The following is a 12,957-nucleotide window of genomic DNA, read 5'->3' as shown; positions in this document are numbered from 1 at the left end:
GCGCAGCCGGCGCCAGCTTGCTATAAAGGGCCCGAAACGGCGCCCGGAGGAACCGGGCCCAGAGCAGTCCGGAAGGGTAGACCCATGATTTCGCGCATCAAACTGACGATCCTCGCCACCGGCTCGGCGCTGGCCCTGACGGGCTGCGTGGGCACCGGCGGGCAACCCATGGGCGAGCGCACCCAGAGCGGCGCCATCATCGGCGGCATGCTGGGCGGCTTCCTCGGCGCCACCGCCGACGACGACAACCGCGCCCGCAACGCGGCGCTCGGGGCGGCGGCCGGCGCCATCGCGGGCGGCGCCATCGGCGCGGCGCTCGACCGGCAGGCGCAGGACCTGCGCGGCACGCTGGCCAACGACGACATCCGCATCCAGAACACCGGCAACGAGCTGGTCGTGACCATGCCCGAGGGCATCCTATTCGACATCGACAGCGCCGCGATCCGCGCCTCGCTGCAGGCCGACCTGCGGGCGCTGGCGCGCAACCTGCAGCAGTATCCCAACACCACGGTGGACGTGATCGGCCACACCGATAACACCGGCTCGGCCGAGTACAACCAGGACCTGTCGGCGCGGCGCGCCCAGGCGGTGGCGGGCGTGCTGCTCGAGGAAGGCGTCGCGCCGGCGCGCGTCCGCGCCTTCGGCCGCGGCGAAAGCGAGCCCGTCGCCTCCAACCTCACCCCCGACGGCCGGCAGCAGAACCGCCGGGTCGAGGTGATCATCCGCCCGATCCGCTGACCCAGGGTCAGGTCACTGGACAGCCCCCTCCCGCTGGTCATATTCTTTGACCAATCCGGGAGGGAACCCATGCCGTTTCAACGCATCGAGGCGGAGAAACTGTCGCACTCGGTGGTGCGGCAGATCGAACAGCTGATCCTGCGCGGCATCCTGCGCCCGGGCGAACGGCTGCCCTCCGAGCGCGAGCTGTCCGAGCGGCTGGGCGTGTCGCGCCCGTCCCTGCGCGAGGCGGTGGCCGAACTGCAGGACCGGGGGCTGCTCGCCACCCGGGCAGGCGCCGGCATCTACGTGGCCGACGTGCTCGGCTCGGCCTTCTCGCCCGCCTTGATCCGGCTGATCGCCAGCCACGAGGAGGCGGTGTTCGACTACATCGCCTTCCGCCGCGACCTCGAGGCCATCGCCGCCGAACGCGCGGCGATCCACGGCTCGGACACCGACCTCAAGGTGATGGACACCATCTTCCGCAAGATGGAAGCCGCCCACAAGAAACGGAACCCGGCCGACGAGGCGGAGCTCGATGCCGAATTCCACCTCGCCATCCTCGAGGCCAGCCACAACGTGATCCTGCTGCACATGATGCGGTCGATCTTCGACCTGCTGAAGCAGGGCGTGTTCTTCAACCGCCAGATGATGTTCAAGAGCCGCACCACCCGCGACCTGCTGCTCGACCACCACCGCGCGATCAACGAGGCGCTGCAGGCCCGCGACGCGCCCGCCGCCCGCGCCGCGGTCGAGGAACACCTGAGCTACGTCGAAAGCCGGCTGACCGACCTGCGCCGGGCCGAGAAGAACGAGGAGGTCGCGCGCCTGCGCTACGCCCACGAGACCGAGCGCGGCTGACCCCTGCGCTTCATCTTTCCCCAAATACGCACGGGGGTGCGGGGGCCTGCCCCTGCCCCTGAGCCGGGCCCCCGCGGGGGCCCGGCGAGGCCAGGGTCGTGCCGCCGCAGGCGGCGCCTTCGGGTCGGGCTCAGTCCGCCGCCCCGCCCGCGAAGGCGTTGCCGCGCGCCCAGTCGCAGGGCGCCTCCTGCATCTCGAGGTGCAGGCGGTTGCCGGTGTAGACATGGGCCTCGGCCACCGCGTCGTTCAGCTCGATCCCGAGGCCCGGCGCGGTCGGGGCCTCGACGAAGCCCGCCTGGACCGCGGGGCGGCCGGTGACGAGGGCGGCGTGGAAGGGGCTTTCGATCGCCTCGACCATCAGCAGGTTCGGGCAGGCGACGCCGAGATGGACGTTCGCCGCCCATTCCACCGGGCCGGCATACATGTGCGGCGCGACCTGCGCGCCGTGGGCCTCGGCGAGGACGGCGATCTTGCGCCCCTCCCAGATGCCGCCGGCGCGCCCCAGCGCGGGCTGCACGATGCGGACGCCCGCCCGCAGCGCCGCGGCGAATTCCAGCTTGCCGCAGAGCCGCTCGCCGGCCGCGACCGGGATCGAGGTGGCGCGGGCGACCTCGGCCAGGCCGGGGATGTCGTCCGGCGGGATCGGCTCCTCGTACCAGAGCGGATCCCAGGGCTCGATGGCGCGGGCCAGCCGGATGGCGTGGCCGGGGGTGAACTGGCCGTGGGTTCCGAACAGGAGGTCGGCGCGGTCGCCGACCCCCTCGCGGATCTTCTGGCAGAACAGGGCCGAGCGGGAGATGTCGGACATGGCGGGGGAATGGCCGCCGCGGATGGTGTAGGGGCCGGCGGGGTCGAACTTGACCGCGGTCCAGCCCTCGGCGGCGCGCGCGGCGGCGGCCTCGGCCGTGGCCAGCGGGTCGATCCAGAAGCGGGCCACCTCCTCGGGGCTGCGCCCCTCGTCGGGGTAGAGGTAGGTGTAGGCGCGCAGCCGGTCGTTCATGCGGCCCCCCAGCAGCGCCCAGACCGGACGCTCGCGCGCCTTGCCGAGGATGTCCCAGCAGGCCATCTCGAGCCCCGCGAAGGCGCCGAAGACGGTCGGGTCGGCGCGCTGGGTGAAGCCCGAAGACCAGACCCGGCGGGACATCAGCTCGATGTTCTCGGGGCTTTCGCCCTCCATGTGGCGCTCGAACACGTCGTGGATGACCGCGCGAATCGCCTTGGGGCCGACGGCGGCGGCGTAGACCTCGCCGAGGCCGGTGATGCCGCAGGCTGTGCGGAGCCGGACGATCAGCCAGTAGCGGCCGCCCCAGCCGGGGGGCGGGGGCGCGATGGTGAAGATCTCGAGGGACTGGAGCTGCATGGGGTGGGTCTCTGGTTGGCGGGACCCGGGGGCGCTGCCCCCGGACCCCCGGAGTATTTGGGAAGCAAAGATGAGGGGGTCAGGTCAGGGTCAAGACGTTGCGGCGGGCCTGTCCGGTGTTGGTGTCGGCGATGGCGGCGTTGATCTGGTCGAAGGGCCAGCGGCGGGAGATGAGTTCCTCGAGCTTGAGGCGGCCCTGGGCGTGGAGGTCGACCATCCAGGGGATGTCGCGCGCGAGCACCACGTCGCCCATCTTGGTGCCGCGCAGGCCCTGGCCGAGAGCGGCGAGGATCACCGGCTCGTAGGCGGAGGTGGCGCCCGAGTGGGGCATGCCGATGGCGCAGGCGGTGCCGCCGGGCGCCATCAGGCGCAGCGCCACGTCGTAGGCGGGGATGGCGCCGACGGTGACGAGGACATGGGTTGCGAGGCGGCCGCCGGTGATCTTCTGCAAGATCTTCCACGGTTTCGGTTCGGTGGCGAGGATGGTGTCGGTGGCGCCGAAGGCGCGGGCGTCGTCGAGCTTTTTCGGTTCGAGGTCCATGGCGACGATGCGGGCCGCGCCCGCGAGCCGCGCGCCCTGGATCGCGTTGAGGCCGACGCCGCCGGCGCCGATCACCACCACGATGTCGCCGGGGCGGACGCGGGCGGTGTTGACCGCCGCGCCGACGCCGGTGGGCACGCCGCAGGCGAGCAGGCAGGCGGCCTCGGGCGCGATGGCCTCGCCGAGGCGGGCGACCTGGGACTGGTCGACCACGGCCTTTTCCGCGAAGGCGCCGCATTCCATGGCGGCATGCACCGGGGCGCCGGTGGCGTCGGTGAGCTTGGGCGCGCGCGTCTCGTTGCCGAAGCAGTAGACCGGCTGGCCGCGGGCGCAGTCGGGACAGGCCCCGCAGGCGCGGATCAGCGTGACGAGGACGCGGTCGCCGAGCGCGGCCTGGGTCACACCGGGCCCGAGGGCCGTGACGCGGCCCGCGGCCTCGTGGCCGTAGACGGCGGGCAGCGGGCCGCCCCAGGCGCCCTCCATGTAGGAGATGTCGGAGTGGCAGATGGCGACGGCCTCGATCGTGACCTCGATCTCGCCGGGGCCGGGATCGCGCAGGGTGAGCGTCTCGATCTGCAGCGGCGCCCCGAAGGCGCGGCAGACCGCGGCGCGGATCGTGGATGGCATCGGCTCGTCCCCCCTTCTCCTCCGCGGCCATCCTTGCACAGGGGCGCGCAGGGGCAAGGCCGAACCGCGCCGCGGGCCGGTCTTTTCCCGACACCGCGCTTGCAGCCGGACCGGGGCTGGCGCACAACCGCGGGAACGGGGGCGAGAGAGGGAGGGCAGGAGATGGACTGTCTCGATCTGGGCGACGTGGTGCTGCATTACGCCGACACCGGCCCGCGCGATGCGCCGGCGGTGGTGTTCTCGAACTCGCTCGGCACCGATTTCCGGCTCTGGGATCCGATCCTGCCGCTGTTGCCCGCGGGCTTGCGGATCATCCGCTACGACAAGCGGGGGCATGGGCTGTCGACCTGCCCGCCGGCGCCCTACACGATGGGCGGGCTGATCCATGACGCCGAGCGGCTGATGGACGCGCTGGGGGTCAGGGACAGCGTCTTCGTCGGGCTGTCGATCGGGGGGATGACGGCGCAGGGGCTGGCGGCCAAGCGGCTGGACCTGGTGCGCGCGGTGGTGCTGTCGAACACCGCGCCCAAGATCGGCACGCGCGAGATGTGGGCCGAGCGCATCGCCATCGCGGAACGCGACGGCACCGGGCCGATGGCCGACGCGATCATGACGCGGTGGTTTTCCAAGGGGTTCCGCGAGAGCGACCGGGTCTGGCCCTGGCGCCGGATGGTCGAGACGACGCCGGGCGCGGGCTATGCCGGCTGTTCCGCGGCCATCGCGGGCACGGATTTCTACACCACCACGGCGGCGCTGCGGCTGCCCGCGCTGGTGATCGCGGGGAGCGAGGACGGGTCGACCCCTCCCGACCTGGTGCGCGAGTTGGCCGACCTGATCCCGGGCGCGCGCTATGCGCTGATCCGGGGGGCGGGGCACCTGCCCTGCGTCGAGAAGCCCGAGGAATACGCGGCGCTGCTGACGGGGTTCCTGCGCGAGATCGGGCACCTGGAGGGCGCGGCGTGAGCGCGAGCCCGTTTTCGTCGCCGCTCTACGCGCGGCTGTTCGGGGATGCCGAGCTGGGGCGGCTGTTCTCGGACACGGCCGAGATCCGGGCGATGATGCTGGTGCTGGGGGCGCTGGCCAAGGTGCAGGGCAAGGCCGGCGTGATCCCGGAGGTGTCGGGGGCCTTCCTGCACCGGGCGTCGATGGAGCTGCAGATCGACCCCGCCGCGCTGGCGCAGGGGGTGGGGCAGAACGGGGTCAGCGTGCCGGGGCTGGTGGCGGCGCTCAGGAAGGCGCTGGAGGCGCCCGAGCACGCGGCCTGGCTGCACTGGGGCGCGACGAGCCAGGACATCCAGGACACCGGCCTGATGCTGCGGCTGCGGCAGGCGCTGGGGCTGGTCGAGGCGCGGCTGGTCGCGGCGGCGGGGGCGCTGGGACGGCTGGCCGAGGCCGAGGCGGAGACGCCGATGGCGGCGCGGACCTACGGGCAGGTGGCGGTGCCGTCGAGCTTCGGCGCGCTGGTGGCGGGTTGGGGCTGGCCGGTGATCCGGGCGGCGGAGCGGCTGCGGGCGCTGCGGCCGCGGCTGTGCGTGTCGCTGTCGGGGGCGGGCGGCACGGGGACGATGCTGGGGCCGGACCCCGCGGCGATCCGGGCGGCGCTGGCCGCGGCGCTGGGGCTGGCGGACCCGGGGCGGAGCTGGCACGCGGAGCGGTCGCTGATCGCGGAGGTGGCCGAGGCCTGCGGCGCGGCTGCGGCGGCCGGCGCGAAGGCGGGCGAGGACCTCTTGATCCTGACCCGCAGCGACGTGGCGGAGGTGCGGCTGGCGGGCGGCGGGGCGTCGTCGACCATGCCGCAGAAGGAGAACCCGGTGGCGCCGTCGGTTCTGGTGGCGCTCGGCCGCTTCTCGGCCGCGCAGGGCGCGGCGCTCGGCGCCGGCGCGGCGCGGGAGGCGCGGGACGGGGCGGCCTGGTTCACCGAATGGCTGGTGCTGCCGCAGCTGGTGATGGCGGCGGGGAAATCGGCCACGGTGCTGGCCGAGGTGGCCGCGCAGGTCGCGCCCGACCGCAGCGCGATGGCGGCGCGGCTGGCCGACCCGCTGGGCCTGATCCATGCCGAGGCGCTGAGCTTCGCGCTGGCCCGCGCGATGCCGCGGCCCGAGGCGCAAGGCGAGGTGAAGCGGCTGGCCGCCGAGGCGCGGGCGACCGGCACCCCCCTGCCCCGGCTGGTGGCCGAGGCCCACCCCGGCCTGGCGCTGCCGCCGCTGGAGGGCCGGGCGACGCTGGGCACCGCGCCGGACGAGGCCCGGGCCTTTGCCCGCGCGGCGCGGGAAATCGGCGATGGACAAGGGCCGACTGTCAACCTAGATTGACAGGTGACTGTCAATCCGAAAGCCCGCCGATGGCCACCCGCCGCCTGCCCGTCCTGTTCATCCTGATCACCGTGTCGCTGGACGCCATGGGCATCGGGCTGATCCTGCCGGTGATGCCGGACCTGATCCGCGAGGTGCGGGGCGCGACGCTGTCGGATGCCGCGCTCTGGGGCGGGATCCTGTCGGCGGTCTACGCGGTGATGCAGTTCGGCTTCTCGCCCACCATCGGCAACCTGTCGGACCGTTTCGGGCGGCGGCCGGTGCTGCTGGTATCAATGGCGGTGATGGCGATCGACTACGTGGTGATGGCGGTGGCGGGCACGATCTGGCTGCTGCTGGCCGGCCGCGTGGTGGCGGGGATCGCGGCGGCGACGCATTCGACGGCGTTGGCCTACATGGCCGACATCACCGACCGCGACCGGCGCGCGCAGAATTTCGGGCTGATCTCGGCGGGGTTCGGGATCGGCTTCATCCTCGGGCCGGCGATCGGGGGGCTCCTCGGCGGGCTCGACCCGCGGGCGCCCTTCGTGGCGGCGGCCTGCCTGGCAGCGGCGAACTTCGCCTTCGGCTGGTTCGTCCTGCCCGAGAGCCTGCCGGCCGAGCGCCGCCGCGCCTTCGACTGGCGGCGGGCGAACCCGGCGGGCGCACTGCGCCAGATGGGCCGGCTGCCCGGGGTCAAGGCGCTGCTGGCGGTGATGCTGGCCTACCAGATCGCCAATTTCACCTACCCCGCGGTCTGGGCCTACTACACGCAAGGCGCGTTTGGCTGGAGTGCCGGGACGGTGGGACTGTCGCTGGCGGCCTATGGCGTGGCCATGGCCGTGGTGCAGGGCGGGCTGATCCGGGCCGTGCTGCCGCGGCTGGGGGAACACCGGGCCGTGCTCTGGGGGCTGGTGCTGAACACGGTCTGCCTTGTCCTTTACGGCTTTGCCAACCAGGGCTGGATGATCTGGGTGCTGATCCCGGTCTCGGCGGTGGGCGCCATCGTCGCCCCCGCGATGCAGGGCGTGATGAGCCGGGCGGCGGGCGAGGACGCGCAGGGCGAGTTGCAGGGCGTGCTTTCGTCGATCTCGGCCCTGTCGATGATCCTGTCGCCGCTGATGATGACGCAGGCGTTCTTCTGGTTCACGCGCGAGGGCGGCGCGGTCTGGCTGCCGGGCGCGCCGTTCCTGCTGGGCGCCGTGCTGATGGGCGGGGCGCTGGCCATCTACGCCGGCACCCGCGGGCGCCCTGCCCCGGCGCCGGTGCCCGCGGCGGAGTGAGCCTGCGTATTTTCGGAAAGATGAAGGATCAGCCGCCCGCGAGGATCCCGGCGTAGACCTCCGGGTCGGCGTTGCCGCCCGAGAGCGTGGCGATCACCGGGCCGTCGGCGAGGTCGCGGCCGTGGAACAGCGCCGCGGCCAGCGCGACGGCGCCGCCGGGCTCGACGACGAGTTTCAGGCGGACGGCGGCCAGCCGCATCGCCTCCTTCACCTCGAGCTCGGTCACGACGATCCCGGGGCCGCAGAGGCGGGACATGATCGGGAAGGTGATCGCGCCGGGCATGGGCGTGAGGATCGCGTCGCAGAGCCCGACCTCGGGCGCGCCGTGGCCGGTGCGGGTGCCGGCGGCCAGCGAGCGCGCGGTGTCGTCGAAGCCCTGCGGCTCGACCGGGCGGACGGTGAAGCCGGGGGCGTGGGCCTCGAGCGCCAGCGCGATGCCCGAGGTCAGGCCGCCGCCGCCGCAGCAGGTGAGGACGGTGCCCGACGTGATGCCGAGGGCGGCGGCCTGCGCGGCGATTTCCAGCCCGCAGGTCCCCTGCCCCGCGATCACCTGCGGCTCGTCGAAGGGCTTGATCAGGGTCATGCCGCGCTCGGCCTGGAGGCGCGCGCCGATCTCCTCGCGGTTCTCGCCGCCGGCGCGGTCGTAGAGCACGACCTCGGCGCCCAGCGCGCGGGTGTTCTCGATCTTCAGGGCCGGCGCGTCCCTGGGCATGATGATGATGGCGGGCACGCCGTGGAGCTGCGCGGCATGGGCCACGCCCTGCGCGTGGTTGCCGGAGGAGAAGGCGAGGACGCCGCGGGCCCGCGTCGCGGGGTCGAGCGCAGAGACGGCGGACCAGCCGCCGCGGAACTTGAAGGAGCCGGTGTGCTGCAGCACCTCGGCCTTGGCGTAGACGGGCCGGCCCGCGATCGCGTCGAGGAAGGGCGAGGACAGGAGCGGGGTTTCGCGCACCACGCCCCTGGCACGGGCGGCGGCGGCCTCGATCATCGGGAGGTCGGTCATTGGGTCTGGTCCAGAACGGTGGCGATCACGCGGATCGCGGGGGCTTCGTCGAGAAAGGGAACATGGCCGCGGTCGGGCAGCTCGGCATGGGCCATGTCGGGGCGGCGGCGGCGCATCTCGGCGGCGGTGTCGGCCGACAGGATGTTGGAGCCCGCGCCGCGGATGAGGCCGAGGGGCGCGCCGGCGAGCGCGTCGAACAGCGGCCAGAGGTCGGGGGCCTGCGCCTCGGGCGCGAAGGCGGGGGCGACGGCGTCGCGCAAGGCAGGATCGTAGCGGTTGACGAGGCGGCCGTCCTCCTGCCGGTAGATGCGGCGGGCGAGCGCGGCCCAGTTGGCCTCGGGCACGTCGCGGAAGGCCGGGGCGTAGTGGCGCGGGAAGCTGGCGGCGGCCTCCTCCAGCGTCTTGAAGCGCGGCGGACGCCCGAGATACTCCATGATGTAGGCGAGGCCCTCGGGGCTGACGACGGGGCCGATGTCGTTGAAGACGACGCCGGCGATCCGGGGCCGCGCCATCGCGGCCAGCACCAGCGCCACGAGGCCGCCGCGGGAGGTGCCGAGGATGGTGACGCGGTCCAGCCCCATGTGGTCGAGGAGGGTCAGCACGTCGGCGGCCTCCTGCGGGATCTGGTAGGTGGCGGGGTCGCCCCAGTCCGACGCGCCGCGGCCGCGGAAATCCATGCGGATGACCTGCGCGCGGCCGGCGAAGGCGTCCACCACCGGCTCGAAGTCGTCCATGTTGCGGGTGAGGCCCGGCAGGCAGAGGAGCGGCTGCCCCTCGCCCGTGACGTCATAGGCCAGGCGCAGGCCGTCGGCGGCGGTGACGAACTCCATTCAGATCTCCAGAAGGGCGGGCACGGCGGTGAGGTCGGCGGCAACGTGGTCGGGCTGTCCGGGCAGCCGGTCCACGGGCAGGCCGGCGCGGTTGACCCAGAGCGTGCGGAAGCCGTAGGCGGCGGCGCTGCAGACGTCCCAGCCGTTGGAGGACACGAACAGCACCGCGTCGCGGGCGGTGCCCAGCCGCGCGCCGACGAGGTCGTAGACACGCGCGTCGGGCTTGAAGGTGCCGACATCCGCCACGCTGAGGACGGCGTCGAGATGGGGCGCGATGCCGGCCGAGGCGACGGCGGCGTCCAGCATCCGGGGCGAGCCGTTGGACAGGATGGCGCAGGTCAGGCCCGCGGCCTTGAGGCGGGCGAGCACGGCGGGCACCTCGGGGTAGGCCGCGAGGTGCCAGTAGAGGTCGAGAAGCGCGGCCCGGAGGCCCGCATCGGCCAGCCCCGCGCGGGCGAGCGCCCAGTCGAGCCCGTCCTCGGTCAGCTGCCAGAAATCGCAGTAGTCGCCGGTGACGGCGCGGAGCCAGGAATACTCCAGCTGCTTGGCGCGCCAGTCGGCGGCGACCTGCTGCCAGACGGCGGCAAAGCCCTCGCGCCCGGGCTCGGCGGCCAGCGCGCGGGCGGCGGCGCTGACGTCGAACAGCGTGCCGTAGGCGTCGAAGACGCAGGCGGTGATGCGGGTCATCGGCCCTCCCCTTCCGGTTCGCGGCGCACCCTTGCACGTCCGCGCGGCCGCGACAATTCGTGACGCCCGGGTTTCATCCCGCGGCGCGCTGGCCTACCTTGGGGCCGAGCCGCGGCAGACCGACCCACGCCGCAGAACCCACCTTCCCCCGACAAAGGATACACCCATGACCCAGGCCACCCCTGGCAGCACCGTTTCGATTCACTACACCGGCACCCTGTCGGACGGCACCACCTTCGACAGCTCCGAGGGGCGCGACCCGCTGACCTTCGAGATGGGCGCGGGCCAGATCATTCCCGGCCTCGAGGCCGCGCTGTCGGGCATGTCGGCCGGCGAGAGCAAGACCGTGACGATCCCCGCCGCCGAAGCCTACGGGCCGCACCACGCCGAGGCGATCCAGGAGATCCCGCGCTCGGCGGTGCCCGAGCACATCCCGCTGGACCTCGGCACGCAGCTGCAGGTGCAGACGCCCGACGGGCGCGCGATGCCGGTGACGGTGGCGCAGGTGACCGAGGAGACGGTGACGCTGGACGCCAACCACCCGCTGGCGGGCAAGGACCTGACCTTTGCCGTCGAGGTCGTCGCCGTCGCCTGAGCGCGACCGCGGGGCCCGGCAGGACCGGGCCCCCCTCCCGCATCGCGGGGCGCGCGCGCGCGACGCGCAATGCGGCCCGCGGGCCGGGCCTAGATCGGCCGCCGGCGGGTGCCGGGCGGCCGGCGTGACCGGCGCCATTGCTGACAAGGTCAGGCATCATTGACGGCGCCATCGGCGCATTTACCTCCCCCTGCGACGGTCTGACGCGGACGCGCCGGCCCCGGGCCACGCGCCCCGGACGGCCCCGCCGCCACGGACCGTGACGACATGGAAGGGAGGATCCATGACATCATCTCGTGTGCTGGCCGCCGTCTGCGCGGCCATGCTGGCGGGACCGCCGGCCGCCATCGCCGACACCGCCGCACCCGTCGCCGCCGCCGAGCTTTACGCCGCGTCCTGCTCGGCCTGCCACGGACGGACGGGCCGGGGCGTCTCGGTCTACCCGTCGCTGCAGAACCGGACGGCGGACTACATCACCGAAAAGCTGGAGATCTACCGCTCGGGCGAGCGGATCGGGCCCAACTCGGGGCTGATGATCCCCAATGCGCGTGATCTGACCGACGCCGAGATCGCGGCGCTGTCGGAGTTCATCTCCACGACGTTCCGCTAGCCGGCGGCGGGAGAACCGGGCGGCGGGCCCTTCGCGGCCGCCCGCCCGTCGGGATCCGCGGGCGCAGGACGGGACGAGGCCGGCTCGTGCGGACGGCCTCGGGCCAGGCGCCCGCGGAAGGGGTGCACCACGGGGTGCACGCATCCGCACGGCGCGGCACCGGGGAGGGTGCCGTTTTTTCGGGAGGAAGACGATGAAACCTGCAAAGACCGGGCTGATGCTCTGCGCAGCCCTTGCATCGACCGCCCTGGTCGCCATCCACGGGACGGCGGCCCAGGCCAACGCGCCCAGCCTGACCTACGAGACCGTGATGTCCGAGCTGAACGGGCCGTGGGACATGGCGTTCCTCGAGGACGGGACGATGTTCTTCACCGAGAAATGCCACGGGCTGTCGGTGCGGATGCCCTCGGGCGACGTCATGCGCCTGCTGGGCATGACCGGGTCCGAGGGCTACGCCACCACCGCCGACGACCTGTTCTGCGAGGGGCAGGCCGGGATGCTGGGCGTGGCCGTGGACCCCGACTTCGCGTCGAACCGGCTGATCTACGTCTACTCGGCCTCGACCGCCACCGGCGCGCAATCCAACCATGTCCTGCGGCTGCGGGTCGCCGATGACTTCGCCTCGGTCTCGGACCGGGTCGATATCGTGGACGACATCCCCTACAAGCCGGCGGCCTCGGATCACCCCTTCGGCGGGCCGGGCGCGCACAACGGCGGCCGGATCCGGTTCCACGACGGCTATCTCTACGTCACCACCGGCGACATCCACAGCGGTGACGGCCCGCAGTCGCCGGTGCGGCTGGCCGGCAAGGTGCTGCGCATCGACGGCGACGGCAACCCCGCCCCGGACAACGGCGCCCCCGAGGGCTTCGACCCGCGCATCTTCACCTATGGCCACCGCAACGTGCAGGGCATCGCCTTCGACCCCGACACCGGCGCGGTGGTGATCGCCGAGCACGGGCCGTGGCATTCCGACGAGGTGACGGTGCTTCGGCCCGGCGGCAACGGCGGCTGGGATCCGCGCCCGAACATGGCGGGCCGGGGCGATTGCCCGGACAACTACTGCGGCTATTCGCCGAACCAGATGGAGGGCATGGACCCGGCGGAGCGCGCGGCCTTCATGCCGATGACCGACACCGCCACCTACCCCGACGCGATGCCGCCCGCCTGGGTCAACGACGGGCTGTCGCAGGGCACGGGCTCGGCCGCCTTCCTGGTGGGCGACCAGTGGGGCGACTGGAACGGCATGATGGCCGTGGGGATCATGGGCATCGGCTTCGGCGGCACGCCCGTGGGCCAGCGGATCGACCTTCTGAACATCGCGGATGACGGGATGTCGGCCGAGGTGATCTCCATGCCGCTGCCGATGGAGCCGGGGCGCTTCCGGTCGGTCGTGCTGGGGCCGGACGGCAACCTCTATGCCGCGATGGACGAGGGCGAGATCTACCGGATCATCCCGAACTGAGCCCGTCCGCCGGTCGGGCGGCATGACACCACAGGCGCGGCCGCCCCACCCCGGGGCGGCCGCGTTCTTCTTCGGGGTGCGGGCCGC

General features: G+C 73.2%; 13 protein-coding genes. 8 read left to right on the top strand and 5 right to left on the bottom strand.

Features of this window, described 5'->3' with window-relative positions; translation table 11 throughout:
* Positions 1-84 precede the first annotated feature (84 nt).
* Both HCU73_RS17210 and HCU73_RS17205 read left to right on the top strand, forming a co-directional pair.
* Positions 85-738, top strand: coding sequence for a YiaD family glycine zipper/OmpA-like lipoprotein (locus HCU73_RS17210; RefSeq protein ID WP_168624725.1), 654 nt, complete (start codon positions 85-87; stop codon positions 736-738).
* Positions 739-807: 69 nt separating this feature from the next.
* The gene (locus HCU73_RS17205; RefSeq protein WP_168624724.1) at positions 808-1,578 is read left to right on the top strand and encodes a FadR/GntR family transcriptional regulator; all 771 of its coding nucleotides are present in this window, start codon (positions 808-810) and stop codon (positions 1,576-1,578) included.
* Positions 1,579-1,708: 130 nt separating this feature from the next.
* Here the strand turns inward: HCU73_RS17205 and HCU73_RS17200 are convergent, their stop codons facing one another.
* Both HCU73_RS17200 and HCU73_RS17195 read right to left on the bottom strand, forming a co-directional pair.
* The gene (locus tag HCU73_RS17200) at positions 1,709-2,938 is read right to left on the bottom strand and encodes a mandelate racemase/muconate lactonizing enzyme family protein (RefSeq protein ID WP_168624723.1); all 1,230 of its coding nucleotides are present in this window, start codon (positions 2,936-2,938) and stop codon (positions 1,709-1,711) included.
* Positions 2,939-3,017: 79 nt separating this feature from the next.
* The gene (locus HCU73_RS17195) at positions 3,018-4,106 is read right to left on the bottom strand and encodes an alcohol dehydrogenase catalytic domain-containing protein (protein WP_168624722.1); all 1,089 of its coding nucleotides are present in this window, start codon (positions 4,104-4,106) and stop codon (positions 3,018-3,020) included.
* Between the two features lie 162 nt (positions 4,107-4,268).
* On the opposite strand from HCU73_RS17195, the gene pcaD reads away from it, so the two are divergent.
* Genes pcaD through HCU73_RS17180 form a run of 3 tightly spaced genes read left to right on the top strand, consistent with a single transcriptional unit; the run spans position 4,269 to position 7,680 of the window.
* Positions 4,269-5,069 (top strand): 3-oxoadipate enol-lactonase, encoded by an 801-nt coding sequence (gene pcaD / locus HCU73_RS17190; protein ID WP_168624721.1) that lies wholly within the window; start codon positions 4,269-4,271, stop codon positions 5,067-5,069.
* Positions 5,066-6,418 carry a lyase family protein gene (locus tag HCU73_RS17185; protein WP_168624720.1) on the top strand — a complete coding sequence of 451 codons (1,353 nt, stop codon included), beginning with the start codon at positions 5,066-5,068 and terminating at the stop codon, positions 6,416-6,418. Before pcaD ends, HCU73_RS17185 begins: the two co-directional genes overlap by 4 nt.
* Before the next feature lie 29 nt (positions 6,419-6,447).
* Positions 6,448-7,680 carry a TCR/Tet family MFS transporter gene (locus tag HCU73_RS17180; RefSeq protein WP_168624719.1) on the top strand — a complete coding sequence of 411 codons (1,233 nt, stop codon included), beginning with the start codon at positions 6,448-6,450 and terminating at the stop codon, positions 7,678-7,680.
* Positions 7,681-7,708: 28 nt separating this feature from the next.
* Here HCU73_RS17180 and HCU73_RS17175 read toward each other — a convergent pair whose 3' ends face one another.
* Genes HCU73_RS17175 through HCU73_RS17165 form a run of 3 tightly spaced genes read right to left on the bottom strand, consistent with a single transcriptional unit; the run spans position 7,709 to position 10,200 of the window.
* Positions 7,709-8,683 carry a threonine ammonia-lyase gene (locus tag HCU73_RS17175; RefSeq protein WP_168624718.1) on the bottom strand — a complete coding sequence of 325 codons (975 nt, stop codon included), beginning with the start codon at positions 8,681-8,683 and terminating at the stop codon, positions 7,709-7,711.
* Positions 8,680-9,513 (bottom strand): alpha/beta fold hydrolase, encoded by an 834-nt coding sequence (locus HCU73_RS17170; protein WP_168624717.1) that lies wholly within the window; start codon positions 9,511-9,513, stop codon positions 8,680-8,682. Before HCU73_RS17170 ends, HCU73_RS17175 begins: the two co-directional genes overlap by 4 nt.
* Positions 9,514-10,200 carry a haloacid dehalogenase type II gene (locus tag HCU73_RS17165; RefSeq protein ID WP_168624716.1) on the bottom strand — a complete coding sequence of 229 codons (687 nt, stop codon included), beginning with the start codon at positions 10,198-10,200 and terminating at the stop codon, positions 9,514-9,516.
* Positions 10,201-10,366: 166 nt separating this feature from the next.
* On the opposite strand from HCU73_RS17165, the gene HCU73_RS17160 reads away from it, so the two are divergent.
* The 3 genes from HCU73_RS17160 (at position 10,367) to HCU73_RS17150 (ending at position 12,870) form a co-directional block, all read left to right on the top strand.
* Entirely contained in the window at positions 10,367-10,795 is a 429-nt protein-coding gene (locus HCU73_RS17160) for an FKBP-type peptidyl-prolyl cis-trans isomerase (RefSeq protein WP_168624715.1), read from the top strand.
* A gap of 283 nt (positions 10,796-11,078) precedes the next feature.
* Positions 11,079-11,405, top strand: a complete 327-nt coding sequence (locus HCU73_RS17155; RefSeq protein ID WP_168624714.1) for a c-type cytochrome — start codon at positions 11,079-11,081, stop codon at positions 11,403-11,405.
* Between the two features lie 193 nt (positions 11,406-11,598).
* Positions 11,599-12,870, top strand: a complete 1,272-nt coding sequence (locus tag HCU73_RS17150) for a PQQ-dependent sugar dehydrogenase (RefSeq protein ID WP_168624713.1) — start codon at positions 11,599-11,601, stop codon at positions 12,868-12,870.
* The last annotated feature ends 87 nt before the right edge of the window (positions 12,871-12,957 follow it).

The organism is Roseicyclus persicicus (assembly GCF_012395815.1).
GTDB lineage: Bacteria > Pseudomonadota > Alphaproteobacteria > Rhodobacterales > Rhodobacteraceae > Roseicyclus > Roseicyclus persicicus.
This window is presented reverse-complemented; position numbering and strand designations above follow the sequence as displayed.